Raw genomic sequence first — 23551 nt, forward strand, 5'->3', positions numbered from 1 at the left:
CCCCCGGTTCCGCCGTACCGTTTGCTCATGCGCCAGCTGCAGCGGTGGGCCGACGCCGCGACCGCCGCGGCGGTGCTCGTGGCCGCGCTGCTCACCACCTCGGCCGGGCAGCACCTGCGCGACCCGGTGGCGGGCGGGCTGGCGCTGGTCGCCTGCGGCGCACTGGTCGTACGCCGCCGCCGGCCGTTCCCGGTGCTGCTGGTCTCGACGATCGCCGCCGAGGGCTACCTGGCCCGGGTGTCCGGGGGCGGCGGCACGCTGATCCTGGCCGCGCCCCTGATCGCGCTCTACACCGTGGCCGAGGCCGGCACGCGCCGTCGCTCGGTGTGGGTCGGCGGCGCGCTCGTGCTGCTGATCGGCGTCTTCCACACCGCGGTCAAGTCCGGCCGCTGGCTCGGCGCCGAGAACATCGCGCTGGCCGCGCTCGGCGGGCTCGCGGTGGCGGCCGGCGAGGCGTCCCGCAACCGGCGCGCCTACCAGGCCGAGGTGCTGCTGCGGGAGCAGGAACGGGTCACCGCCGAGCGGCTGCGGATCGCCCGCGACCTGCACGACAGCGTCGGCCACCACCTCGCGCTGATCAGCGTCCAGGCCGGGGTGGCCGGGCACGTGCTGCCGGACGAGTCGGCGCCGGTGCGCGAGACCCTCGACCAGATCCGGCAGAGCGCGCGCTCGGCGCTCGACGAGCTGCGCGACGCGGTCGGCCTGCTGCGCCGCCCGGACGAGCCGGCCGCCCCGGTCGAGCCCGCGGTCGGCCTGGCCGAGCTGGACGACCTGCTGTCCACGTTCGAGCGGGCCGGGCTGCGGATCACGTGCCGGCGCGACGGCGCGGAATCGTTGCCGCCGGCCACCGACGTGGTCGCCTACCGCGTGGTGCAGGAGTCGCTGACCAACGTCCGCAAGCACGCCGGGCCGGTCGCCGTGCGGCTCCGGCTGCATCGGCGCGACGCCCTGCTCAGCGTGGTCGTCGAGAACGACGGCGTGCTCGTGGAGACCGACGGGCCGGCCGCGAGTGGCGCCGAGGGGCACGGCCTGGCCGGCATGCGCGAGCGGGTGACCGCGCTCGGCGGCTCGTTCACGGCCGGGCCGCGCCCGCTCGGCGGCTTCCGGGTGAGCTGCCGGCTCCCGGCGGAGCACCCGGCATGATCCGGGTGGGCCTGGCCGACGATCAGCCGTTGCTGCTGGCGTCCTTCGCCACGCTGATTGCCTCCGCCGGCGACATGACCGTCTCGGGCACCGCGCGCAACGGCCACGAGGCGGTCGAGCTGGCCCGCGCGGGCGAGACCGACGTTCTGCTGATGGACATCCGGATGCCGGTGCTGGACGGGCTCGGCGCGACCCGCGAGATCACCGCCGGCCGGCCCGACGTACGCGTGCTGATCCTGACCACGTTCGAGATCGACGAGTACGTCTTCGAGGCCCTCCGCGCGGGCGCCAGCGGCTTCCTCGGCAAGAGCGCCGAACCGCGGGAGCTGCTGCACGCGGTCCGGGTCGTGCACCGCGGCGACGCCCTGCTCACCCCGGCCGCCACCCGCAGCCTGATCGCCCGCTACCTGTCGCACCCCGAGCGGCCGGCCACGCCCTCGCCACGGCGGCTGGCCGAGCTCACCGAGCGGGAGCGGGAGATTCTCATGCTGGTCGGCGCCGGACTGTCCAACGACGACATCGCCCGGCATCTCGTGGTCAGCCCGCACACGGTGAAGACGCACGTCAACCGCACGATGGCCAAGCTGGGCGCGCACGACCGCGCCCAGCTCGTGGTGGTCGCCTACGAGACCGGCCTGGTCACACCGACCGGAACTCGATCCCGAGGAGGCTAGCGGCGGCCCGGTAGTCGGCGGCCCGGTGCCCGACCGAGAGCGACCAGTGGTGGCCGACCCCCGACGCGCTCCAGTCGTCGACCCACTCCCCCGGGTCGCGGCCGAAGTCGACCCGCGACGTCGTGTTGCCGATCGCCAGCAGCGGACCGTCCACCACCGTGCCCTCGGCGGCGATGAAGGAGAGCGAACCGTCGCGGTCCTGGCCCAGCCCGAGCAGGGTCACGGGACCGTGGCGTACGTCGAACTCGACGCTCACGCCCCATCCCCGCTTGCCGTGGTAGACGCCCAGCCCGCGCAGCAGCGGCCGTTTGGCGCTCAGCGCCAGGTGCGCCGGACCGTCGTGACCCATCTCGACCACGTTGTCCTCGAAGTTCAGCGCCTGGATCTCGCAGAACGAGCCGCCCGCGCCCGCGACCTGGGTGGCCAGCTGGGCCACGGTCGTGCGCAGCTCGTACTCGCCGGTCGCCGGAATGCCCCGGGCCGTGAGCAACGACGCGCCCAGGATCATCCCGGCACCGATCCGCTCGTGCAGTTCGCCGTTCAGACCCCGGTGGTAGTAGGCGAGGCTGTCCAGATCGAAGTCGTCGGCCAGCCGGTCGAGGCCGACCGAGACCCGCGCGCCCCAGGCGAAGTCCTCCTCCTTGACCGACTCGTCGAGCACGAAGATCTTCCGGGCCAGCTCCATCCGGTCGGCCACCTCGTCCTCGGTGACCGCCAGCACCCGTTCCCGCAGGTCGTCGAATTCGAGCACCTCGACGTGCGAGCCGAACGTGGCCGGCAGCAGCGTGAGGTCGGTGGAGACGTCGAGCATGCCCGGGTAGAGGTGGCCCATCAGCCCGTGCCGGGTGTTGCGCAGCGCGGCCCGCACGTGCGCGGCCCGGATCCAGCGGCCGATCCGCTCCCACACCGACTCCTGCCGCAGCCAGCCGGTGACCGACCGGAACGGGATGCCGGCCCGGCGGAACAGGTTGCCCGTCTCCGGCACCGGGCACTGCCCGCAATACGCGAGCCACGCCCCGGTGTCGAAGGTGGCGTGGTCCATCTTCTCGGTCGGCTGGAGGTCGATCACCAGCACCGGCGTGTTCGCGCGCTGGGCGATCGGCAGGACCATCGACGAGGTCAGGTAGGTGGTGAGGAACAGGACGATCAGGTCGCAGTCGGCGCGGCGCAGCATCTCGGCGGCGGCCGCGCCCTCCTGCGCGTCGGAGATGAAGCCGGCGTCGGTGACCTCGGCGTCCATCTCGGCGAACCGCTCGGAGACGTAGCGGGCCGACTCCTGAAGCTGCGGAAGCAGGTCCGGGAACTGCGGCCAGTACGTGCCGAGGCCGCCCGCGACCAGCCCGATCCGGGTCTTGCGGCGTTGTTTGGGACTTTGTTCGAGTATCACGAGGCCTCCAGGAGGATGACGTGCAGGTTGCGGGGGCCGTGCACCCCCTCGACCCGGTTGAGCTCGATGTCGCTGGTGGCGGACGGGCCGCTGATCCAGGTGAGCGGGCGGCGCGGGTCGAGCCGGGCGACGGCCTCGGGCACCGAGGCGACGACCTGGTCCCGCCGCAGCACGCAGATGTGCAGGTCGGGCAGCAGCGAGATGATGCGGCGGCCCTGGTCGGGGGACGCGTCGAGCACGATGGTGCCGGTCTCGGCGACCGCCACCGCGGCGGCCGTGACCACGCCGTCGGCAGCCGCGATGCGGTCGGCCGGCAGCCCGTCGTCGACGATGACCGTCGGCTCCGCGGGCAGCCAGTCCGCCGGCAGCCCCGGCGGCACGACAATCGTCCCCGCGCCGACCACGTCCGCGATCACTCGCCGGACCCCGCCCGCCGTCGCCGCCATCCCTTTGCCCGATTTATCGGTATTTATCAGGTGGACGACCGCCTTGTAATCCGTGAGGCGATCGACCAAGAGCTCCACATCGACCGGCGTCGACCCGCGCCGATAGTCGCGCGGGATCTCGGCCGGTGGCGCGCTCCGCACCAACGCGGCCCGGATCCGGTCCAGGATGACGTCCTTCATCGCCCCCGCCACCAACCGCGGAACGTCTCCTCCGGCGGCGCCGGCAGGTCGCGGCCGGCCGACCACCCGTTCAGCGGCGGCGGCAACCCCCGGCCGCGTCGGCCCGCGAGCTTGGCCAGCTTGGCCGCGTGCTGCGCCGCGGCGTACAGGCGCGGATGGTCCATGGTGTAGGCCGCCGCCGCCATCACCGCCGCCTCCGACCGCGGGTGCGGCGCCTGATTCCGCAGGTGCACCAGGATCGACGGGATGTCGATCATGACCGGGCAGGCGTCGAAGCAGGCGCCGCAGAGCGACGACGCGTACGGCAGCGTGGCGTTGTCGTCCACGCCGGTGAGCTGCGGCGACAGCACCGCTCCGATCGGACCGGGATACACCGACCCGTACGCGTGCCCGCCCGTCCGCTCATAGACCGGGCACACGTTGAGGCACGCCGAGCACCGGATGCAGTGCAGCGCCTGCCGCCCCACCTCGTCGGCCAGCACGGCACTGCGCCCGTTGTCGAGCAGCACCAGGTGGAAGCTCTGCGGCCCGTCACCCGGGGTGACCCCGTGCCACATCGACGTGTACGGGTTCATCCGCTCCCCGGTCGACGCCCGCGGCAGCAGTTGCAGGAACACCTCGAGGTCCTGCCACGACGGCACCAGCTTCTCGATGCCCATCACGGTGATCAGCGTGTCCGGCAGGGTCAGGCACATCCGCCCGTTCCCCTCCGACTCCACCACCGCCAGCGTCCCGGTCTCGGCGACCGCGAAGTTCGCCCCCGAGATCGCCACCTTCGTCGACAGGAACGTCTCGCGCAGGTAGCGCCGGGCCGCCGCGGCCAGCACCGCCGGCTCGTCGGTCAGCTCCGGATCGACGCCCGGCATCGCGGCCAGGAAGATCTCCCGGATCTCCGAGCGGTTCCGGTGGATCGCCGGCACCAGGATGTGGCTCGGCTTGTCGTTGCCGAGCTGCACGATGAGCTCGGCGAGATCGGTCTCGACCGGCGTGATCCCGGCCGCCTCGAGCGCCTCGTTGAGCCCGATCTCCTGGGTGGCCATCGACTTGACCTTGATGGCCCGCGTCTCGCCGGTCCGCCGCACCAGGTCGGTGACGATCGCGTTGGCCTCGTTGGCGTCGGCCGCCCAATGCACCACCCCACCGGCGGCGGTCACGTTCTCCTCGAGCTGCTCCAGCATTTCCGGGAGATGAGCCATCGTGTACGCCTTGAGCGCCGCACCCGCCGCCCGCAGCTCCGGCCAGTCGGGCAGCTCGGCGATGACCCGCCCGGACTTCTCGCGGATCGTCGTCGTCGCGTGCTGCAGGTTGCGCCGCAGTTGCGCGTCGCCCAGCGCCCGCCGGGCCGCGACCGGGAACGGCTCGTCCCCCCGCAGATGCCCCACCCCGCGCGGCGCCCGCGCCGGCATCCCCAGAAACGTCATGACGCCGCCTCGGTCGAGGCCAGAATCTCGGCCAGGTGCACGGTGCGGACGCCGGTGCGCAGCCGGGACAGCCCACCCCCGATGTGCATGAGGCAGGACGCGTCGCCCGCCGTGCACACGTCCGCGCCCGTCTCGAGCACGTGCCGCATCTTGTCGGCGAGCATCGCGATCGACGTATCCGCATTTTTCACGGAAAATGTGCCGCCGAAGCCGCAGCATTGCTCCGCCGCCGGCAGCTCGACCAGATCGAGCCCGCGCACGTTCCGCAGCAGCCGCAGCGGCTTGTCCCCCACCCGCAGCACGCGCAGCGAGTGGCACGTCGGGTGATATGTCACCCGGTGCGGGAAGTAGGCGCCGACGTCCTCCACCCCGAGCACGTCGATCAGCAGTTCCGACAGCTCGAAGGTGCGCGCCGCCACCGCGGTCGCCTTCTCGGCCAGCCGCTTGTCACCCGCCGCCACCGTCGCATGCTGATGCCGCACCGAACCGGCGCAGCTCCCGGACGGCGCCACCACGACGTCGAAGCGCTCGAAGGTCCGGATATAGCGCTTGATGAGCGGCAAAGCGTCCTTCTGGTAGCCGGTGTTGATGTGCATCTGGCCGCAACAGGTCTGCTCCGGCGGAAAGACGACCTCGTGGCCGAGCCGTTCCAGCAGCAGCACGGTCGCCTTGGCCGCGGCCGGGAACATCGTGTCGGCCAGGCAAGTCGCGAACAGAGCGATGCGCACCCGCGGCCCCCTACCCGGCGATCCGCTTGGCGGCCGCTCGCCAGGCGCCGGCATCCCCGCCCGGCTCGTAGCGCACGATCCGCTGCGTCTCACGGAGGACCGCCCGCAGCGCCGCCAGGTCCCCGTCGATCACCCCCGCCGCCCGCGCCTGCACCAGCACGTTGCCCAGCGCCGTCGCCTCGACCGGCCCGGCCAGCACCGGCAGCCCGCACGCGTCGGCGGTGAGCTGGCAGAGCAGCTCGTTGCGCGCGCCCCCGCCGACGATGTGCACCGCGTCGACCGACCGGCCGGCCAGCTCCTGTGCCCGATCCACCGCCCGCCAGTGCGCCAGCGCCAGACTGTCCAGAATGCACCGCGTCACCACCGCCGGCGAGGCGTCCGCCGGCAGCCCCGCCGTCCGGGTCAGCCGCCCCGACATATCTCCCGGAGGCAGAAATGTCGGGTCGTCGAGGTCCACGACGTGCTTCAGCGCCGGCTCGTCGAACGCCGCCCGGAGCAAATCGGAAATGTCCGGGGAACCCCACTCGCGCATGGCCTCCTGGAGGGGCCACAATCCCATGACATTTCGTAAATATCGGATGGTCCGGTCTACGCCGCCCTCGTTGGTGAAGTTTGCGGCGCGCGACGCGGCCGACAGCACCGGCGCGTCCAGTTCGAGGCCGACCAGCGACCACGTCCCGCAGGAGATGTAGGCGAAATCCCCGGCGGCGGGCACACCGACCACCGCCGAGGCCGTGTCGTGCGAGCCGACGGCCACCACCGGCGTTCCGTCGTAGTGCCCGATCGTCGAGCCCGGCTGCCGGAGAGGCGGGAAGAGCGACGGACGCAGGCCCACCTCGGAGATCAACGGCAACGACCATTCGCGCGTACGGACATCAATCAGTTCCGTGGTCGAAGCGTTCGTGTACTCCGCGCCCAGCTCGCCGGTCAGCCAATAGGCCAGCAGATCGGGGATGAGCAGCATCTGCTGGGCGGCCTCGTACTGCGGGGTGCCGCGCGCGGCCAGGAGCTGGTAGATCGTGTTGAACGGCAGCTTCTGCAGCCCGGTGACCTGGTAGAGCCGCTCGTCGGTCACCGGCGAGGACACGCCGTCGGTCCGCGAGTCCCGGTAGTGCACCGGGTTGCCGAGGAGCGCGCCCGACGCGTCGAGAAGGCCATAGTCGACGGCCCACGAGTCGATCCCGATGCTGTCCACCGGCCCGGCCGCGCGCAGGCCGTCGAGCACGCCGCGGTAGAGCGACAGGATGTCCCAGTGCAGCGTGCCGCCGGCGCGCACCGGCTCGTTCGCGAACCGGTGCGCCTCGGCCAGCTCGACCCGGCCGGGCTCGACCCGGCCGACCATGACGCGCCCGCTGGACGCGCCCAAGTCGACCGCCGCGAAGGCTTTCATCGCAGGAAGGCAGCCGCGACACCCGCATCGACGGGGATGTGCAGGCCCGTCGTGTGGGTCAGGTCGCCGCCGGTCAGCGCGAAGACCGCGTTGGCCACGTGCTCGGGCAGCACCTCGCGCTTGAGCAGGGTGCGCTGCGCGTAGTACTCGCCGAGCTTCTCCTCCGGCACGCCGTAGACGGCGGCCCGCTTCGCGCCCCAGCCGCCCGCGAAGATCCCGGATCCGCGCACCACGCCGTCGGGGTTGATGCCATTCACGCGTACGCCATGAGCACCGAGCTCGGCCGCCAGCAGGCGCACCTGATGCGCCTGGTCCGCCTTGGTCGCGCCGTAGGCGACGTTGTTGGGCCCGGCGAAGATCGAGTTCTTGCTCGAGATGTAGACGACGTCGCCGCCCATGCCCTGCGGGATCATGACCCGGGCCGCCTCGCGGGACACCAGGAACGAGCCCTTGGCCATCACGTCGTGCTGGAGGTCCCAGTCGGCCTCGGTGGTCTCCAGCAGCGGCTTCGAGATCGACAGGCCGGCGTTGTTCACCACCAGGTCGACGCCGCCGAACGCCAGCACCGCGTCCCGCAGCGACTCGACGATCGCGTCGGCGCTGGTCACGTCGGCGGCCACGGCGATCGCCAGGTCGGCGCCGCCGATCTCGCCGGCGACCGTCGTGGCCGCCTCGAAGTCGCGGTCGGCCACGATCACGCAGGCGCCCTCGGCCGCCAGCCGCAACGCGATCGCCCGCCCGATGCCGGAGCCGCCGCCGGTCACGTACGCGATCCGGGTCGCCAGCGGCTTCGGCTTCGGCATCCGCTGAAGCTTCGCCTCCTCCAGCGCCCAGTACTCGATGCGGAACTTCTCGGCCTCGTCGATCGGCGCGTAGGTGGAGACCGACTCCGCGCCGCGCATCACGTTGATGGCGTTGACGTAGAACTCGCCGGCCACCCGCGCGGTCTGCTTGTTGGCGCCGAACGAGAACATGCCCACGCCCGGAACCAGCACGATCGCCGGGTCGGCGCCGCGCATCGCGGGCGAGCCGGCGGTCGCGTTCCGCTCGTAGTAGCCGCGGTAGTCCTCGCGGTACGCCTCGTGCAGCTCCCGGGCCCGGGCCACGACCTCGTCGAGCGGGGCGTCGGGCGCGGTGTCGAGCACCATCGGCTTGACCTTGGTGCGCAGGAAGTGGTCCGGGCAGGAGGTGCCGAGCGCGGCCAGCTCCGGCAGCCGCTCGCTGTTGACGAAGTCGAGCACGACGTCGTTGTCGGTGTAGTGCCCCACCTGCGGACGGTCGGTCGAGGCCAGCCCGCGCAGGACGGGGAAGAGTGCCGCCGCCCGTTCCCGCTTGTCGACGGCGGTCTCATGAACGCGCGCCCCGAACGGATCCTTCCGCCCGTGCGACTCGAGGTAGGCGGCGGCGGTCGAGATGATCTCCCGTGAGTTGGCCTCGCACTCGGCGCTGGTCGCGCCCCACGCCGTGATCCCGTGCCCGCCCAGGACCACGCCGATGGCCTGCGGGTTCGCCCGCTGAACGGCGGCGATGTCGAGCCCGAGCTGAAATCCGGGCCGGCGCCACGGCACCCAGAGCACCCGATCGCCGAAGATCTCCTTGGTCAGCGCCGGCCCGTCGGCGGCGGTCGCGATCGCGATGCCCGAGTCGGGGTGCAGGTGATCGACGTGCGCGACGTCGACGAGCCCGTGCATGGCGGTGTCGATGCTCGGCGCCGCCCCGCCCCGCCCGTGCAGGCAGAAGTCGAAGGCCGCCACCATCTCGTCCTCGCGCTCGACGCCCGGGTAGACCCCGGTGAGCGCGCGCAGACGGTCGAGCCGGAGCACCGCGAGGCCCTTCTCGGTGAGCGTGCCGAGGTCGCCGCCCGAGCCCTTGACCCAGAGCAGCTCGGCGGGCTCGCCGGTCACCGGGTCGGTCTCGGTCCCCTTGGCCGAGGTGTTACCCCCGGCGTAGTTGGTGTTGCGCGGATCGGCGCCGAGCCGGTTGCTGCGCTCCAGAAGCTCACGGACTGCGGGATTCGTCATGGGGTTCGCTTCCGCTCATGAAACGTTTCAGACGTTGCACGCAGATTACGGCGCGCCCCCGCTCGCGGTCAAGACGCAACAGCTCTGCTTACCTCCGCGCGCGCCCGCTACGCCCAGCTCTGCTCACCTCTACGCGCGCCGCCCGCCCAGCTCTGCTTACCTCCGCGCGCGCCCGCTACGCCCAGCTCTGCTCACCTCTACGCGCGCCGCCCGCCCAGCTCTGCTTACCTCCGCGCGCGCCGCCACGCCCCGCTCTGCTCACCCCTACGCGCGCCCCACGCCCAGCTCTGCTTACCTCCGCGCGCGCGCCCGCTACGCCCAGCTCTGCTCACCCCTACGCGCGCCCCACGCCCAGCTCTGCTTACCTCCGCGCGCGCCCGCTACGCCCAGCTCTGCTCACCAATACGCACCCCCGCCCGCCCAGCTCTGCTCACCTCCGAGCTGGCTGCGCCACCTTGCTCTCCCACGCAGGCACCATTCGTCCCACGACCCGACCTCCCGGCCTCAACCGACAACCGCGGCACCGAGCTCGGCCGCACCTCCCCGAACGCGTTTGACCGACGGCAGCGCGCCCGACCGCCTCCCCGTCACCCTCCGCCGCCGCCAACCGGCTTACGGTCGAGCGTTCCGACTTCGGCTGAGCGATATCGTCGACGCCCGAGCCACCAACTCCGGGGTGAAGAACAACTGCTGGTGCTCGTGTGCCGGGTTGGTGGCCTCGTCGAGCACCAGGTTGGCCGCCGCCCGGCCCAGCTCCTGCCGCGGCTGGCGCACCGAGGTCAGCGGCACGGCCGCGGCCGCCGCGAAGTCGATGTCGTCGAAGCCGACGATGGCCAGGTCGTCCGGCACCCGCAGGCCCGCCCCGATGCCCTGCTGCAACAGGCCCAGCGCGAGCAGATCGTTGGCGCAGAACGCGGCCGTGGGGCGGCGCCGCGCCGGCAGACCGGCCAGGCGCTCGCCGGCCGACCGTCCTTCCGCGACGGTCATCGCCTCGGTCGGCAGGTGCACCAGGTCGTCGGCGGGCAGCCCCAGCTCCTCCCACACCTCGCGGGCGCCCTGCAGACGCTCGCCGACCTGGCCGAGCGACTCCGGCCCGCCGATGAACGCGACCCGGCTGTGCCCCTGCTCGACCAGATGCTCGACCGCCACCCGGCCGCCGTGCACGTCGTCGACCGCCACCGAGCAGCAGCTCGCGTCGCGGCTCGTCCGGTCGACTATCACCAGCGGGACGCCGCGCCGGGACAGGTCCTCGAGGTAGCTCGCCTCCGGGTTCACCGGCGTGATCAGGATGCCCTGCACGCGCTGCTGGAGGAGCCGGTCGAGGTGGGCCTCCTCGCGCTCGGCGCGGCTGTTGCTGTTGCAGATGAACAGCGACAGGTCGGCGTCCTCGGCGGCGAGCTCGATGCCCTGGGCCACGTCGTGGAAGAACGGGTTGGTGCCGTCCAGCATCACGTAGGCCAGGGTGCGGCTCGTCCCGGCCCGCAGCTGCCGCGCCGACTCGTTGCGCACGAAGCCCAGGTCGGCCATGGCCCGCTCGACCCGCTCACGGGTGCGCGCGCTCACCACCTCGGGGCGGTTCATGACATTCGAGACCGTGCCCAGCGAGACGCCGGCGGCGGCGGCCACGTCCTTGACGGACGGCGTCCTGCCGTTCAGCACGAGGACCCCCTTTGAAACGTTGAAGCAGCATCTTACGGTACGCGACCCCAGCGTAATGGCTGTGTTTCCGGACCGTTTCCATCCAGTGCTTGACATGTGTGATCGGGGCCACCTACGTTTGTGAAACATTTCAAAGAGGAGGTACTCGTGCCTGAGGCACCTGCCTTGCTCGAGGTACGCGACGTGACGAAATCCTTCGGCGCGGTCGCCGCCGTCCAGGGCGTCAGCTTCCCGCTGTACGGCGGCGAGGCGCACGCCCTCGTCGGCGAGAACGGTGCCGGCAAGTCCACGATCGTGAAGATGCTCGCCGGCGTGCATCGCCCCGACACCGGCACGCTGCGCATCAACGGAAGCGACGTCGACTTCGCCGGGCCGGCCGACGCCAAGGCGGCCGGCATCGCCGTGATCTACCAGGAGCCCACGCTCTTCCCCGACCTCGACGTGTCCGAGAACATCGCGATGGGCAACCAGCCACTGACCAGGCTGCGCCAGATCGACCGCAAGACCATGCACGCCAACGCCGAGGCGCTGTTCCGCCGGCTGGGCGTCCACATCGAACCGACCCGGCCGGCCCGCGGCCTCTCGATCGCCGACCAGCAACTGGTCGAGATCGCGAAGGCGCTCTCCAGCGAGGCCCGCATCCTGATCATGGACGAGCCGACCGCGGCGCTCTCCGCGGTCGAGGTCGAGCGGCTCTTCGCGGTGGTGCGGTCGCTGCGCGACGAGGGCGCCGCGATCCTGTTCATCTCGCACCGCTTCGAGGAGATCACCCAGCTCTGCCAACGCGTGACGATCATGCGCGACGGCAAGCACGTCGCCACCGAGCCGGTCGCCGACCTGACCGTCGACGACATGATCCGCCGGATGGTCGGCCGCGACCTGAGCGCGCTCTTCCCCAAGCAGGACGTCACGCCCGGCGACGTGATGCTCGAAGTCAAGGACCTCACCCGGGAGGGCGTCTTCCGTGACGTCTCGTTCGAGGTGCGGGCCGGCGAGATCGTCGCGCTGGCCGGCCTGGTCGGCGCCGGCCGCTCCGAGGTGATGCAGGCGGTCTTCGGCGTCGATCCCTACGATTCCGGCTCCGTAAAAATACGGGGGAAGCAGCTCAAGTCCGGCAGCCCGCGCAAAGCGATGGCCGCCGGCATGGCCCTCGTCCCCGAGGACCGCCGCCAGCAAGGCCTGATCATGGACCTGTCGATCGAACGCAACATCACGCTCCCGCGAGCGCGCAAGCTCGCCCGGCTGGGCCTGCTCTTCGGCGGCGCGGAGGAACGGGCGGCCGCCACCTGGGCCGAGAAGCTGCAGACCAAGCTGGGCAAGCTCTCCGACGCGGTCGGCACGCTCTCCGGCGGCAACCAGCAGAAGGTCGTCCTGGCCAAGTGGCTGTCCACCGGCCCGCAACTGCTGATCGTCGACGAGCCCACCCGCGGCATCGACGTCGGCACCAAGGCCGAGGTGCACCGGCTGATGTCCTCGCTCGCCGCCGACGGCCTCGCGGTCGTCATGGTCTCGTCCGAGCTGCCCGAGGTGCTCGGCATGGCCGACCGGGTCGTGGTGCTGCGCGAGGGCCGGGTCGCGGCCACATTGAGCCGCGCCGAGGCGACCGAGGAGTCCGTCATGTACGCCGCGATGGGTCAGGAGGCCGCGGCATGACTCTCGCGCTCCCCAAACCACGGAAGCCGGCGATGAACTTCCTGAAGACCCGCGAGCTGGGCATCGTCCTCGCTCTCGCGGCGCTGGTCCTCTACACGACGATCAGCAATCCGCGCTTCCTCTCCGGGCAGAGCATCCGCGACAACCTGCTGAACACGGCGATCCTCGCGGTGATGGCCACCGGCCAGGCGATCGTCGTGATCACCCGGAACATCGACCTGAGCGTCGGCTCGGTGCTCGGCCTGTCCGCCTTCTCGGTCGCCACCCTGATGAGCGACCACCGCGGCCTTCCGATGATCGTCGCGATCCTGGTCGGCCTCGCCGTGGGCGCGGCCTGCGGCCTGCTCAACGGCGTGCTGGTCCGGTACGGCAAGGTGCCCGCGCTCGTGGTCACGCTCGGCACCCTCTACATGTACCGCGGCATCGTCTACCAGTGGGCCGGCGGCTCCCAGGTCAACGCCGACGAGCTGCCCCCGCACTTCTTGGGCTTCGCCAACGACAACCTCCTCGGCGTACCGTGGCTCGTTCTGATCGCCCTGATCGTGGTCGGCGGCGGGTCGCTGCTGATGCGCAACTACCGCGTCGGCCGCGAGCTGTACGCGATGGGCTCGAGCCCGCAGGCGGCCGAGCTGGCCGGCATCAAGGTCGCCCGCAACCTGCTCGGCGCGTTCCTGCTCAGCGGCGCGCTGGCGGGCCTGGCTGGAGTGCTGTTCGCGGCCCGGTTCGGCACCGTCGACGCGAGCGCCGGCACCGGCTACGAGCTGAACGTGGTGGCCGCCGTCGTGGTCGGCGGCGTGGCCGTCTTCGGCGGCAGCGGCACGGTCTGGGGCGCCGGCCTCGGCGCGCTGCTGCTCACCGTGATCAGCAGCGCCCTCGCGGTGCTCGACATCAACCAGTTCTGGCAGCAGGCCATCGTCGGCGCGCTGATCATCCTGGCCATCTGCGCCGATCGCCTGGTCGCCGTCCGCATCGCCCGCTCGCTGCGAAAGAGGGACGCGCGTGCTTGAGCTAACCCGCGGCGGAAAACAGAAGGAAAACGGATGAAGAGATTGGGCAGCTGGGACGCGATCATCATCCTGCTGACGGTCGTCGTCCTGATCATCGCGTCGGCGACCGTCGACAACTTCGGCACGAGCCGGAACTTCACCTTCATGGTGCTCGACCTGATGCCGATCATCCTGGTCGCCCTGCCGATGACGATGATCATCGTGACCGGCGAGATCGACCTGTCGGTGGCCAGCATCCTGGGCCTGACCAGCTCGCTGATGGGCTGGCTCTGGAACCACGACCTGTCGATCGAGACGATCATCCCGCTCTGCATCCTGATCGGCGCGGTCGCCGGCGCCCTCAACGGCTTCCTCATCACCGGCCTCGGCCTGCCGTCGCTGGCGGTCACGATCGGCACCCTCGCCCTCTACCGCGGCCTGGCCCTGGTCGTGCTGGGCGACACCGCGGTGGCCGACTTCCCGTTCAACTACACCGGCTGGGTCACCGGCACGCTGGGCGGCGGCAGCGTCCCGAACGTGCTGATCCCGATCGTGATCCTCGCCGCGATCTTCGGCATCGTGCAGCACGCCACCCCGGTCGGCCGCTCGCTCTACGCGATCGGCGCCAACGCCCAAGCGGCGCATTTCTCCGGCATCCGGGTGGCCAGGACCAAATTCTGGTTGTACGTCGTCAGCGGCGCCGTCTCCGGGCTGGTCGGAGTGCTGTGGACGCTGCGCTACTCCAGCGCCCGCGCCGACAACGGCGCCGGGCTCGAGCTCGCCGTGGTCGCGGCCGTCCTGCTGGGCGGCGTATCGATCTTCGGCGGAAAGGGCAGCCTGCCCGGCGTCCTCGCCGGTGTGGTGCTGCTGACCGCGCTGCAGAACGCGCTGCGCCTGGAGGACGTCTCCGGGCAGGCGCTGAACATCGTCACGGGCGCCCTGCTCGTGCTGTCCGTCCTGCTTCCCAACGTCGTCACCACCGTTCGCGGCAACTGGCAGCGCCGTCGGCTCCGCCAGTCCGCCGCTCAGTAGATCTTTGGAGCCAGCATGTTCCGACACCGCTTGGCCGTCTCCGTATCCGCGGCCTCGATCCTGACGCTCGCCGTCGCCGGTTGTGGTGGCACAACCAAGGACAGCACCTCGAACTCGGGCGGCGGCGCTCCCGCGTCGGCCGCCGCGAACCCGAACGCGCAGCTGAAGACCGGTCTGAAGATCGCCTACCTGCCGAAGCAGCTGAACAACCCGTACTCCGACGTCGAGACCTCGGGCGGCGAGGAGGCGGTCAAGGAGCTGCAGGGCGAGTACAAGAAGGTCGGCCCGAACGACGCGTCGGCGTCGTCCCAGGTCTCCTACATCAACACCCTGATCCAGCAGCAGCAGGACGTCATCGTCATCGCCGCGAACGACCCGAACGCGGTGTGCCCGTCGCTGAACCAGGCCCGGGCCGCGAAGATCAAGGTCGTCACGTTCGACTCGGACGCCTCCAAGGACTGCCGGGACGCGTTCATCAACCAGGCCACCACCGAGGGCATCGGCCAGTCGCTGGCGAAGATGGCGCTCGACCAGGCCGGCGCGAACGGCGGCGAGATCGCGGTGCTGTCGGCGACGCCGAACGCCACGAACCAGAACTCGTGGATCGCGGTGATGAAGACCGAGCTGGCCAAGCCCGAGTACTCGAAGCTGAAGCTGGTCAAGGTCGCCTACGGCAACGACGACGATCAGAAGTCGTTCCAGGAGGCCCAGGGACTCGTGCAGTCGTACCCCAATTTGAAGGTGATCGTCGCCCCGACCACCGTGGGCATCGCGGCCGCCGCCCGCTACATCGGCTCGTCGTCCTACAAGGGCAAGGTCGCCGTGACCGGTCTCGGCCTGCCGAACCAGATGCGCCAGTACGTCAAGGACAACACCGTCAAGAAGTTCGCGCTGTGGAATCCGGCCGACATCGGCTACCTCGCGGCCTACGCCGGCGCGGCCCTGGCATCCGGGCAGATCACCGGCGCCGAGGGTGACAAGTTCAAGGCCGGCAAGCTCGGCGACTACACCGTCGGCGCGAACGGCGAGATCGTCCTCGGCCTGCCGACCGAGTTCACCGCCGACAACATCGACAAGTTCAACTTCTGATTCACATGCCCCGATACTGCTTCAACCTCCAGGTTCGTCCCGAGCGGATGGCGGAGTACGTGGAGCGGCACCAGGCCGTGTGGCCCGAGATGCAGGACGCACTTCGGGCCACCGGCTGGCGCAACTACTCCCTGTTCCTGCGCTCCGACGGCCTGCTGATCGGCTACGTGGAGGCGGACGACCTGGCGGCGTCCCAGGCGGCAATGGCGGCGCTGGACGTCAACACCCGGTGGCAGGCGGAGATGGCTTCGTTCTTCGCCGGCACCACGCCGACCGAGGGTTTCCCTCCGCTCACCGAGGTCTTCCACCTCGACTAGGAAAGATGTGACGAACCATGGCTGACCTTGCCGCAGTCAAGCGCGCGCTCGCCGCGCAGCGCATCGAGACCCCGTCCTGGGGCTACGCCAACTCGGGCACCCGCTTCAAGGTGTTCGCCCAGCCCGGCGTGCCACGCAACCCGGAGGAGAAGATCGCCGACGCCGCGACCGTGCACCGGTTCACCGGCGTGGCGCCGTCGGTCGCGCTGCACATCCCGTGGGACAAGGTGGACGACTACGCGGCCCTGTCGGCGTACGCGTCGGATCAGGGCGTCGAGATCGGCGCGATCAACACCAACGTCTTCCAGGACGACGACTACAAGCTCGGCTCGGTCACCAACCCCGATCCCGGTATCCGCCGGAAGGCCACCGATCACCTGCTCGAGGCGATCGACATCATGGACCGCACCGGCTCCCGCGATCTCAAGCTGTGGTTCTCCGACGGCATCAACTACCCCGGCCAGGACGACCTGCGCACGCGCCAGGACCGCATGGCCGAGGCGCTGCGGGAGACGTACGACCGCTTGGGGGAAGATCAGCGCATCGTGCTGGAGTACAAGCTGTTCGAGCCCGCCTTCTACGCCACCGACATCCCCGACTGGGGAACGTCCTACGCGCACTGCCTGACGCTCGGCGACAAGGCGACGGTCTGCATCGACACCGGCCACCACGCCCCCGGCACCAACATCGAGTTCATCGTCGCGTTCCTGCTGCGAGCCGGCAAACTCGGCGCCTTCGACTTCAACAGCCGCTTCTACGCCGACGACGACCTGATGGTGGGCGCCGCCGACCCGTTCCAGCTCTTCCGCATCATGTACGAGATCGTCCGGGCCGAGGCGCTAGACCCGTCCTACGGCATCGCCTTCATGCTCGACCAGTGCCACAACATCGAGCGCAAGATCCCCGCCATCATCCGCTCGGTGATGAACGTCCAGGAGGCGACGGCCAAGGCCCTGCTGGTCGACCGCGACGCGTTGTTCGCCGCCCAGCGAAACGGCGAGGTCCTGGAGGCGAACGCGGTCTTCATGGACGCCTACAACACCGACGTCCGCCCGCTGCTGGCCGAGGTCCGCGCGGACGCCGGCCTCGACCCCGACCCGGTCGCCGCCTACAAGCGAAGCGGCTACGACGAGAAAATCATCGCCGACCGAGTCGGCGGCACCCAAGCGGGCTGGGGAGCGTAGTCAAGGGCCAGATCGATTTCATTCGTCAAGGGCCAGATCAAATTCATTCGTCAAGGGCCAGATCAAATTCATGATGTCCCGCGTGGGTGGGGCGTGCGGACCGCTGCTCCCGCGGGGACCCGGCCGGGCCGAGCAGGGCGCTGACGCGCCCAAGACGCTCGGCCCACCCGGGCGACGTGCGTGAGCGGTAACGCTCACCCCAAACCCCGAGATGAGTCGCGCGAGGGTCGCCGCGGCCAGCGCGTCGTGCAGGATCGGCGCTCGAAGGTGCGGCGTTGGCGTCGGCCGGGCGGGCAGGCGGGCGGGCGGCAGCCGGAGTAGACGAGCTCCGAAATCGCTAAAGCGTGGGCGAACTGTGGCCGATACATGCGGCCATGGATCAGATCGTGGACAACGCCTACACCGTGACCAGCAACCTGTTCGGTCCGGAGTCGGGCATTCCGTGGTGGGCCTGGTTCTTCGTGGTCGCCGCGATCATGTTCAAGATGCTCGTTCCGACGCCCAAGACCGCCCGGGACATCGCGGACGAGCGGGACCAGATGATGCTCGACGAACTGATCGGGGCCGACGGCGGCAAGAAGGGCAAGAAGAAGGACAAGAAGAAGAAGTAGTTCAGGGCCGCAGGCCGGTGGTCACAATCTCGATCATGCGGGTGCGATCGGGGGCGGCCACGCAGGCGCCGAGCAGGGCCTTGACGTCGTCTCGGGTGGCGTCGGGGCGGACGGCTCCGGCCTTTTGCGCCTCGGTCAGCAAGCGCTGCTCGACCGTGTCCAGGCCTCGGCCCGTGCGGGCCGCGGCGGCTTCGACGTCGAACCCGCCGCCGGCCAGGGCCTCGGCCAGGCCTCGGTTCGCGGCCGCCTGGCCGACCATGTAGGCGAAGAAGCGGAAGAACGCCTCGCCGGGCGGGGCCACGGCCAGCAGGCGCTCCGCCTCGCCGACGATCTCCTCGACCCGGGCCAGCACGATCGCCTCGTAGAGCGACTCCTTGGTCGGGAAGTGGCGGCTCACCGTGCCCGTGCCGACCCCGGCCCGGCGACCGACCTCGGCGACCGTCACCGACAGGCCCTCCTCGGCGAACGCGGCCATGGCTGCCTCGACCACCTTGGCGCGATTGCGCTCCGCGTCCGCACGCATCGGCGCCTCCTCTGATCGGAACGAGCCCTGGCTAAACGGGACGGGCATCCCGTATATTCGGGATGCTCGTCCCGATTATAGGAGGCGCCATCGTGTGGACCATCCCCGATCAGGCCGGTCGCATCGTCCTGATCACCGGAGCGACATCCGGCATCGGCTTCCAGAGCGCGCGCGAGCTGGCCGGGCGCGGCGCCACGGTGATCGTCGCCGGGCGTGAGCCGGACGAGGCCGCGGCGCGGGTCGGTGGCGCGCCACTCCGGCTCGATCTCGCCGATCTCGCGGCGGTCCGAAGGGCGGCCGCCGACTTCCGCGATCGGCACGACCGGCTGGATCTGCTGATCAACAACGCGGGGCTGATGATTCCGCCGTACGGCCGGACGCGTGACGGCTTCGAGCAGCAGTTCGGGGTCAACCACCTCGGGCACTTCGCGCTGACCGGCCTGCTGCTCGACCGCCTGGCCGCCGGGCGCGAGCCGCGGGTGGTCACGGTCAGCAGCAACGGGCACAAGCGCGGGGCCATCCGCTTCGACGACCTCGCCTGGGAGCGGGGCTATCACGCCATGAACGCGTACGCGATGTCCAAGCTCGCGAATTTGCTCTTCGCGGCCGAGCTCGGGCGGCGGTTCCCGTGGCTGACCAGCGTGGCGGCTCATCCCGGGGCGGCCCGCACGAGGCTCATGCGCACGAGTCCCTGGCATTTCCGGTTCGTCGTCTCACCCCGTACGCGCTGGGTGTTCTCGTGGTTGATCCAGAGCGAGGAGGCCGGCGCGCAACCGGTTCTCCGTGCCGCCACCGACGCCGGGGTCCGCGGTGGCGAGTATTTCGGGCCCGACGGCTGGGGCGAGTTCACCGGTAAGCCCGTGCTGGTCACGCCCTCGGCGGCCGCACAAGATCCAGTTTTGGCGAAGCGGCTGTGGGACACGTCGCAGACGCTGACGGGGGTGAACTGGCCCGCCGCCGCCGGTATGCTCACCGACGGGCCGTGACTGGCGCGTTCGGATGGGGAACCATCGTGGAGCGGCCCCGTCAAAAAGACGACTTGCCGTGCGCCTGGGCCCCCCGAAGCCGTGATAGGGAGGGTTCATGCCCGAGTTGAACGCCGAATCGAATGCCTTCCGCTCCGCGCTCGAGGTCGTCCGCGCCGTCGAGCCCCGCATCGCCGACGCGATCGCCAAGGAGCTGACCGACCAGCGCGAGTCCCTCAAGCTGATCGCCAGTGAGAACTACGCCTCCCCGGCGGTCCTGCTCGCGATGGGCAACTGGCTCTCCGACAAGTACGCGGAGGGCACCATCGGCCGCCGCTTCTACGCCGGCTGCCAGAACGTGGACACCGTCGAGGCGATCGCCGTCGAGCACGCGAAGGCCCTGTTCGACGCGCCATATGCGTACGTGCAGCCGCACTCCGGCATCGACGCGAACCTGGTCGCCTACTGGGCGATCCTCGCCGACCGGGTCGAGGCGCCGTTCCTCAAGAAGTTCGAGAAGCGGCAGGTCAACGACCTGACCGACGCCGAGTGGGCCGAGCTGCGGGCGGCCTTCGGCAACCAGCGCATGCTGGGCATGTCGCTCGACGCCGGCGGCCACCTCACCCACGGCTTCCGCCCCAACATCTCCGGCAAAATGTTCGACCAGCGCAGCTACGGCGTCGACCCGGCCACCGGTCAGATCGACTACGCGGCCCTGCGCGCGACGGCCCGCGAGTTCAAGCCGCTCATCATCGTGGGCGGCTACTCGGCGTACCCCCGGAAGGTGAACTTCGCGACGATGCGCGAGATCGCCGATGAGGTCGGCGCCACCTTCATGGTCGACATGGCGCACTTCGCCGGCATGGTCGCGGGCAAGGTCTTCACCGGCGACTACAACCCGGTCGAGCACGCGCACATCGTCACCACCACCACGCACAAGAGCCTGCGCGGTCCGCGTGGCGGTGCGGTGCTGGCCCAGGAGTCGCTCGCCTCGCAGGTCGACCGGGGTTGCCCGATGGTTCTCGGCGGCCCGCTGTCGCACGTCATGGCGGCCAAGGCGATCGCGTTCGCCGAGGCCCGCGACCCTTCCTTCCAGACGTACGCCCAGCAGATCGTCACCAACAGCCAGGCGCTCGCCGAGGGTCTGCTGAAGCGCGGCGTCCGGCTGGTCAGCGGCGGCACCGACAACCACCTCGTGCTGCTCGACGTGCACCCGTTCGGTCTGACCGGCCGCCAGGCCGAGCAGGCCCTGCTCGACTCGGGCGTGGTCACCAACCGCAACGCGATCCCGCAGGACCCGAACGGCGCCTGGTACACCTCCGGCATCCGGATCGGCACGCCGGCGCTCACCTCGCGCGGCCTCGGCGCCGACGAGATGGACCAGATCGCCGAGCTCATCCACACGGTCCTGGCCAACACGAGCTCGGCCGAGGGCTCGAAGGCCAAGTACAACCTGGACCCGGCCCTGGCCGACCGGGTGAGCAAGCAGGCCACCGAGCTGCTCGCGCCGTTCCCGCTCTACCCCCAGGTCGACCTCGGCTGAGAATCAGGCCGACTCCGCCAGATCCCGCCACTGCTGCCAGGTCGAGAGGCGCTCCTCGTAGAGCTTCTCGGCGATCGGGTACGGGTAACCGCCCAGGAACAGGCGCAGTGGCGGGTCGGGCAGGTCGACGAGCCGCATCAGCACGTCCGCCGTCGAGGCCGGGTCGCCGGGTGCGCGATGCCCGCGGCTCACCCGGCGTGCCTCCCGGATCGGCTCGTACGCGTCGATCGGCGTCGCCTGCACCGCCGACGCCCCGGCCCAGTCCGTGCCGTACGGGCCCGGCTCGACGATCGTCACCCGGATGCCGAAGCGGGCCACCTCCTGGGCGAGCGCCTCGCTCATCCCCTCCAGCCCCCACTTGGACGCGTGGTAGAGCCCGAGCGTGGGGAACGCGGCCACGCCGCCGATGCTGGAGACCTGCACTAGGTGGCCGCTCCGCTGGGCCCGCATGATCGGGAGCGCCGCCTGGGTGACCCAGAGCGCGCCGAACAGGTTGGTCTCGATCTGCGCGCGGGCCTGCGCCGCGCTCACCTCCTCGACGGCGCCGAACAGGCCGTACCCGGCGTTGTTGACCACCACGTCGAGGCGCCCGAAGGTGTCGGCGGCCTTGCCGACGGCCTCGACCACGGCGTCGCGATCGGTCACGTCCAGTTCGAGGGGCAGTAGTCGGTCGTGCGCGTCGAGGGTCGCGATGTCGCGGGCCGTCGCCGCGACCCGGTCGCCGCGGTCGAGGGCCGTCCGCGCCCAGACCCGGCCGAAACCGCGGGAGGCGCCGGTGATGAACCATGTCTTCATGACCCCGACGGTGCCCGGCTCGGGACGAGGTAGCCAGCACCCCGCCGGGGATAGGCTCGGCGCACGATGACGCTTCTCGGGGAGTTCCTCCAGGCGCGCCGGGCCCGGGTGCGCCCGGACGAGGTCGGGCTCGCGGTGCACGGGCGGCGTCGGGTGCCCGGGTTGCGGCGGGACGAGCTGGCGTCGCTGGCCGGTCTGTCGGTGCAGTATCTGACGCGGCTCGAGCAGGGCGTCGATCGGCACCCATCGGCGCAGGTGCTGGACGCGTTGGCGGCGGCGCTGCGGCTGGAACCGGACGCGGTCGCGCATCTGCATGCGCTGGCGGCCGGGCGGCCGGTCACCCAGGGCGCGGCGACGGCCGAGATGCAGGGGCTGCTGGACGCTTGGGGCGGCATTCCGGCGTACGTGCGGGATCGTCGCTTTTTCGTGCTGCTGGCCAACAAGGCCGCCGTTTCGCTCGCGCCGCTCTACGAGCCCGGGCGCAACCTCGTGCGAGACGTCTTCCTGGATCCGTGCGCGCGCACGCTGTTTCCCGATTGGGCCGAGATCGCCGCCCAGTCCGTCGCGATGCTGCGGGCGTCGGCCGATCCGGGCGATGCGCTGGTCGCCGAGCTGAGCGCGCACGAGGAGTTTCGCGAGCTGTGGGAGCGCCACGACGTGCGGCTGTCGCGCGACGAGGTCAAGCGATTCGACCACCCGCACGTGGGCCGGTTGACGCTGCGCCGCCAGACGTTGACCGTCGCCGGCGCCGAGGGCCTGGTGGTCATCGCGTATCAGGCCGAGCCGGGCAGCCCATCGGCGGACGCGCTGGCTCGGCTGGTCTGATCGCGCGCGGGCCCGGCTGCTCTGATCGCGCGCCGGCCCGGCTGCTTGATCGCGCGCCGGCCCGGCTGCTTTGATCGCGCGCGGGCCCGGCTGGTCTGATCGCGCGCCGGCCCGCCTGCTTTGATCGCGCGCCGGCCCGGCCGGGCCGCCTGCTCTGATCAGAAGCCGCCCGTGTGGTGGTTGATCGTCGGCCCCGCGTCGGGCGGCGGAGGCGGGGTCGGCATCGACCGTCCGCGGCGGGCGCTGACGCCCGCGACGATGCCGGCGGCCGCGATGACCAGAATCAGGATCAGTATCACCATGCCGTGAGTGTGCGCTCCGCGCGCCACCGTGGCTAGGACGGATGCCGGCGCGAGGGCAGCGCGTGCAGGGTGACGTCGCCGAGCCGGCCGTCGGCGATGGTCGCAGTCATGAACGTCGCGTGCGGCTGGCGGCGCCGGTCGGTGGGCGACCCGGGGTTCAGCAGGCGCAAACCGGTCGTCGCGGTGGTGTCCCAGGGAATGTGCGAATGGCCGAAGACCAGGACGTCGACGTCGGGAAAGCGGGCCGCGCACCGCGCCTCGCGGCCGGTCGCCGGGCCGGTCTCGTGGACCACCGCGAGGCGCAGGCCGTCCAGCGTCGCCCGGGCGATCTCGGGCAGGCGGGCGCGCAACCCCCGGCCGTCGTTGTTGCCGTAACACGCGATCAGGCGGCGCGAGCGGGCCGACAGCGCGTCCAGGGCCGCCTCGTCGACCCAGTCGCCGGCGTGGATCACGACGTCGGCCTCCTCGACGGCCGCCCACAGCGGCGGCGGGAGGTCGCGCGCCCGCTGCGGCAGATGCGTGTCGCTGGTCAGAACGAGGTGCATGTGATCCACCGTAGAGGAAGCGCTCTCCTGGAACCGGTTCCGGAGAAACGGGCGACATTTCCGACTGGGGCGGTAGTGGCGCTTTTGCTGATCAGCGGCGGAACCGGTTCCGGCGCTTTGGTTATCGGCTCC

At 70.9% G+C, this 23551-nt stretch carries 23 protein-coding genes and 1 riboswitch; of the genes, 12 read left to right on the plus strand and 11 right to left on the minus strand.

Annotated features, from left to right (window positions below):
- Nucleotides 1-27 precede the first annotated feature (27 nt).
- The gene (locus ACZ6TB_RS42460; protein WP_465565405.1) at nucleotides 28-1143 is read left to right on the plus strand and encodes a sensor histidine kinase; all 1116 of its coding nucleotides are present in this window, start codon (nucleotides 28-30) and stop codon (nucleotides 1141-1143) included.
- On the plus strand, nucleotides 1140-1817 hold the full coding sequence (locus ACZ6TB_RS42465) for a response regulator transcription factor (RefSeq protein ID WP_465565408.1): 678 nt from the start codon (nucleotides 1140-1142) through the stop codon (nucleotides 1815-1817). Before ACZ6TB_RS42460 ends, ACZ6TB_RS42465 begins: the two co-directional genes overlap by 4 nt.
- On the opposite strand, the gene ACZ6TB_RS42470 is transcribed toward ACZ6TB_RS42465, so the two are convergent.
- The 7 genes from ACZ6TB_RS42470 to ACZ6TB_RS42500 all read right to left on the minus strand — a co-directional run bounded on the left by ACZ6TB_RS42470 (nucleotide 1783) and on the right by ACZ6TB_RS42500 (nucleotide 11049).
- The gene (locus tag ACZ6TB_RS42470) at nucleotides 1783-3204 is read right to left on the minus strand and encodes an arabinose isomerase (RefSeq protein WP_465565411.1); all 1422 of its coding nucleotides are present in this window, start codon (nucleotides 3202-3204) and stop codon (nucleotides 1783-1785) included. The two genes, ACZ6TB_RS42465 and ACZ6TB_RS42470, sit on opposite strands and share 35 nt — an antisense overlap.
- A complete protein-coding gene (locus ACZ6TB_RS42475) occupies nucleotides 3201-3830 on the minus strand; it encodes a LutC/YkgG family protein (protein WP_465565414.1) in 630 nt (209 codons plus the stop codon). The genes ACZ6TB_RS42470 and ACZ6TB_RS42475 overlap by 4 nt, the downstream gene beginning before the upstream one ends.
- Nucleotides 3827-5251, minus strand: coding sequence for a lactate utilization protein B (locus ACZ6TB_RS42480; protein ID WP_465565417.1), 1425 nt, complete (start codon nucleotides 5249-5251; stop codon nucleotides 3827-3829). Before ACZ6TB_RS42480 ends, ACZ6TB_RS42475 begins: the two co-directional genes overlap by 4 nt.
- A complete protein-coding gene (locus tag ACZ6TB_RS42485) occupies nucleotides 5248-5979 on the minus strand; it encodes a (Fe-S)-binding protein (RefSeq protein ID WP_465565420.1) in 732 nt (243 codons plus the stop codon). Before ACZ6TB_RS42485 ends, ACZ6TB_RS42480 begins: the two co-directional genes overlap by 4 nt.
- Before the next feature lie 10 nt (nucleotides 5980-5989).
- The gene (locus ACZ6TB_RS42490) at nucleotides 5990-7369 is read right to left on the minus strand and encodes a rhamnulokinase (protein WP_465565423.1); all 1380 of its coding nucleotides are present in this window, start codon (nucleotides 7367-7369) and stop codon (nucleotides 5990-5992) included.
- Nucleotides 7366-9390, minus strand: a complete 2025-nt coding sequence (locus ACZ6TB_RS42495) for a bifunctional aldolase/short-chain dehydrogenase (protein ID WP_465565426.1) — start codon at nucleotides 9388-9390, stop codon at nucleotides 7366-7368. The genes ACZ6TB_RS42490 and ACZ6TB_RS42495 overlap by 4 nt, the downstream gene beginning before the upstream one ends.
- Nucleotides 9391-10002: 612 nt before the next feature.
- Complete coding sequence (locus ACZ6TB_RS42500) at nucleotides 10003-11049, minus strand: LacI family DNA-binding transcriptional regulator (protein WP_465565428.1); 1047 nt, start codon at nucleotides 11047-11049, stop codon at nucleotides 10003-10005.
- A 147-nt stretch (nucleotides 11050-11196) separates the two neighbouring features.
- Between ACZ6TB_RS42500 and ACZ6TB_RS42505 the strand changes: the two genes are divergently transcribed.
- From ACZ6TB_RS42505 to ACZ6TB_RS42535, 7 genes are all read left to right on the plus strand, one after another.
- On the plus strand, nucleotides 11197-12702 hold the full coding sequence (locus ACZ6TB_RS42505; protein ID WP_465565431.1) for a sugar ABC transporter ATP-binding protein: 1506 nt from the start codon (nucleotides 11197-11199) through the stop codon (nucleotides 12700-12702).
- Complete coding sequence (locus tag ACZ6TB_RS42510; RefSeq protein WP_465565433.1) at nucleotides 12699-13709, plus strand: ABC transporter permease; 1011 nt, start codon at nucleotides 12699-12701, stop codon at nucleotides 13707-13709. Before ACZ6TB_RS42505 ends, ACZ6TB_RS42510 begins: the two co-directional genes overlap by 4 nt.
- A 33-nt stretch (nucleotides 13710-13742) precedes the next feature.
- Nucleotides 13743-14720, plus strand: a complete 978-nt coding sequence (locus tag ACZ6TB_RS42515; RefSeq protein ID WP_465565436.1) for an ABC transporter permease — start codon at nucleotides 13743-13745, stop codon at nucleotides 14718-14720.
- Between the two features lie 15 nt (nucleotides 14721-14735).
- Nucleotides 14736-15809: a rhamnose ABC transporter substrate-binding protein gene (gene rhaS / locus ACZ6TB_RS42520; protein ID WP_465565438.1), complete on the plus strand. Its 1074-nt coding sequence runs from the start codon at nucleotides 14736-14738 to the stop codon at nucleotides 15807-15809.
- A gap of 5 nt (nucleotides 15810-15814) precedes the next feature.
- Nucleotides 15815-16126: an L-rhamnose mutarotase gene (locus ACZ6TB_RS42525; RefSeq protein WP_465565441.1), complete on the plus strand. Its 312-nt coding sequence runs from the start codon at nucleotides 15815-15817 to the stop codon at nucleotides 16124-16126.
- 17 nt (nucleotides 16127-16143) lie between these two features.
- Complete coding sequence (rhaI, locus tag ACZ6TB_RS42530) at nucleotides 16144-17310, plus strand: L-rhamnose isomerase (protein WP_465565444.1); 1167 nt, start codon at nucleotides 16144-16146, stop codon at nucleotides 17308-17310.
- A gap of 374 nt (nucleotides 17311-17684) precedes the next feature.
- Nucleotides 17685-17921, plus strand: a complete 237-nt coding sequence (locus ACZ6TB_RS42535) for a hypothetical protein (RefSeq protein WP_465565447.1) — start codon at nucleotides 17685-17687, stop codon at nucleotides 17919-17921.
- 1 nt (nucleotide 17922) lies between these two features.
- Here ACZ6TB_RS42535 and ACZ6TB_RS42540 read toward each other — a convergent pair whose 3' ends face one another.
- Complete coding sequence (locus ACZ6TB_RS42540) at nucleotides 17923-18444, minus strand: TetR/AcrR family transcriptional regulator (protein WP_465565449.1); 522 nt, start codon at nucleotides 18442-18444, stop codon at nucleotides 17923-17925.
- 92 nt (nucleotides 18445-18536) lie between these two features.
- Between ACZ6TB_RS42540 and ACZ6TB_RS42545 the strand changes: the two genes are divergently transcribed.
- Complete coding sequence (locus tag ACZ6TB_RS42545) at nucleotides 18537-19430, plus strand: oxidoreductase (RefSeq protein WP_465565452.1); 894 nt, start codon at nucleotides 18537-18539, stop codon at nucleotides 19428-19430.
- Nucleotides 19417-19507: riboswitch (ZMP/ZTP riboswitch) on the plus strand. It overlaps the preceding gene by 14 nt.
- Before the next feature lie 20 nt (nucleotides 19508-19527).
- Nucleotides 19528-20952 (plus strand): glycine hydroxymethyltransferase, encoded by a 1425-nt coding sequence (locus tag ACZ6TB_RS42550; protein WP_465565454.1) that lies wholly within the window; start codon nucleotides 19528-19530, stop codon nucleotides 20950-20952.
- 3 nt (nucleotides 20953-20955) lie between these two features.
- Here the strand turns inward: ACZ6TB_RS42550 and ACZ6TB_RS42555 are convergent, their stop codons facing one another.
- Nucleotides 20956-21747 carry an SDR family oxidoreductase gene (locus ACZ6TB_RS42555; protein ID WP_465565457.1) on the minus strand — a complete coding sequence of 264 codons (792 nt, stop codon included), beginning with the start codon at nucleotides 21745-21747 and terminating at the stop codon, nucleotides 20956-20958.
- A gap of 66 nt (nucleotides 21748-21813) precedes the next feature.
- On the opposite strand from ACZ6TB_RS42555, the gene ACZ6TB_RS42560 reads away from it, so the two are divergent.
- Nucleotides 21814-22572: a helix-turn-helix domain-containing protein gene (locus ACZ6TB_RS42560; protein WP_465565460.1), complete on the plus strand. Its 759-nt coding sequence runs from the start codon at nucleotides 21814-21816 to the stop codon at nucleotides 22570-22572.
- Between the two features lie 158 nt (nucleotides 22573-22730).
- Here ACZ6TB_RS42560 and ACZ6TB_RS42565 read toward each other — a convergent pair whose 3' ends face one another.
- Nucleotides 22731-22874, minus strand: a complete 144-nt coding sequence (locus ACZ6TB_RS42565; protein ID WP_465565462.1) for a hypothetical protein — start codon at nucleotides 22872-22874, stop codon at nucleotides 22731-22733.
- Between the two features lie 32 nt (nucleotides 22875-22906).
- Nucleotides 22907-23419: a metallophosphoesterase family protein gene (locus ACZ6TB_RS42570; protein WP_465565466.1), complete on the minus strand. Its 513-nt coding sequence runs from the start codon at nucleotides 23417-23419 to the stop codon at nucleotides 22907-22909.
- Between the last annotated feature and the right edge of the window lie 132 nt (nucleotides 23420-23551).

Source organism: Actinoplanes sp. NPDC051537 (assembly GCF_055586105.1).

What these genes read in the sequence shown, in the direction of transcription:
- ACZ6TB_RS42460 (WP_465565405.1), top strand. Translation starts at nt 28, where the DNA reads ATGCGCCAGCTGCAGCGGTGGGCCGACGCCGCGACCGCCGCGGCGGTG.
- ACZ6TB_RS42465 (WP_465565408.1), top strand. Translation starts at nt 1,140, where the DNA reads ATGATCCGGGTGGGCCTGGCCGACGATCAGCCGTTGCTGCTGGCGTCC.
- ACZ6TB_RS42475 (WP_465565414.1), bottom strand. Translation starts at nt 3,830, where the DNA reads ATGAAGGACGTCATCCTGGACCGGATCCGGGCCGCGTTGGTGCGGAGC.
- ACZ6TB_RS42480 (WP_465565417.1), bottom strand. Translation starts at nt 5,251, where the DNA reads ATGACGTTTCTGGGGATGCCGGCGCGGGCGCCGCGCGGGGTGGGGCAT.
- ACZ6TB_RS42490 (WP_465565423.1), bottom strand. Translation starts at nt 7,369, where the DNA reads ATGAAAGCCTTCGCGGCGGTCGACTTGGGCGCGTCCAGCGGGCGCGTC.
- ACZ6TB_RS42495 (WP_465565426.1), bottom strand. Translation starts at nt 9,390, where the DNA reads ATGACGAATCCCGCAGTCCGTGAGCTTCTGGAGCGCAGCAACCGGCTC.
- ACZ6TB_RS42510 (WP_465565433.1), top strand. Translation starts at nt 12,699, where the DNA reads ATGACTCTCGCGCTCCCCAAACCACGGAAGCCGGCGATGAACTTCCTG.
- ACZ6TB_RS42515 (WP_465565436.1), top strand. Translation starts at nt 13,743, where the DNA reads ATGAAGAGATTGGGCAGCTGGGACGCGATCATCATCCTGCTGACGGTC.
- rhaS (WP_465565438.1), top strand. Translation starts at nt 14,736, where the DNA reads ATGTTCCGACACCGCTTGGCCGTCTCCGTATCCGCGGCCTCGATCCTG.
- ACZ6TB_RS42525 (WP_465565441.1), top strand. Translation starts at nt 15,815, where the DNA reads ATGCCCCGATACTGCTTCAACCTCCAGGTTCGTCCCGAGCGGATGGCG.
- rhaI (WP_465565444.1), top strand. Translation starts at nt 16,144, where the DNA reads ATGGCTGACCTTGCCGCAGTCAAGCGCGCGCTCGCCGCGCAGCGCATC.
- ACZ6TB_RS42535 (WP_465565447.1), top strand. Translation starts at nt 17,685, where the DNA reads ATGGATCAGATCGTGGACAACGCCTACACCGTGACCAGCAACCTGTTC.
- ACZ6TB_RS42540 (WP_465565449.1), bottom strand. Translation starts at nt 18,444, where the DNA reads ATGCGTGCGGACGCGGAGCGCAATCGCGCCAAGGTGGTCGAGGCAGCC.
- ACZ6TB_RS42550 (WP_465565454.1), top strand. Translation starts at nt 19,528, where the DNA reads ATGCCCGAGTTGAACGCCGAATCGAATGCCTTCCGCTCCGCGCTCGAG.
- ACZ6TB_RS42555 (WP_465565457.1), bottom strand. Translation starts at nt 21,747, where the DNA reads ATGAAGACATGGTTCATCACCGGCGCCTCCCGCGGTTTCGGCCGGGTC.
- ACZ6TB_RS42560 (WP_465565460.1), top strand. Translation starts at nt 21,814, where the DNA reads ATGACGCTTCTCGGGGAGTTCCTCCAGGCGCGCCGGGCCCGGGTGCGC.
- ACZ6TB_RS42565 (WP_465565462.1), bottom strand. Translation starts at nt 22,874, where the DNA reads ATGGTGATACTGATCCTGATTCTGGTCATCGCGGCCGCCGGCATCGTC.
- ACZ6TB_RS42570 (WP_465565466.1), bottom strand. Translation starts at nt 23,419, where the DNA reads ATGCACCTCGTTCTGACCAGCGACACGCATCTGCCGCAGCGGGCGCGC.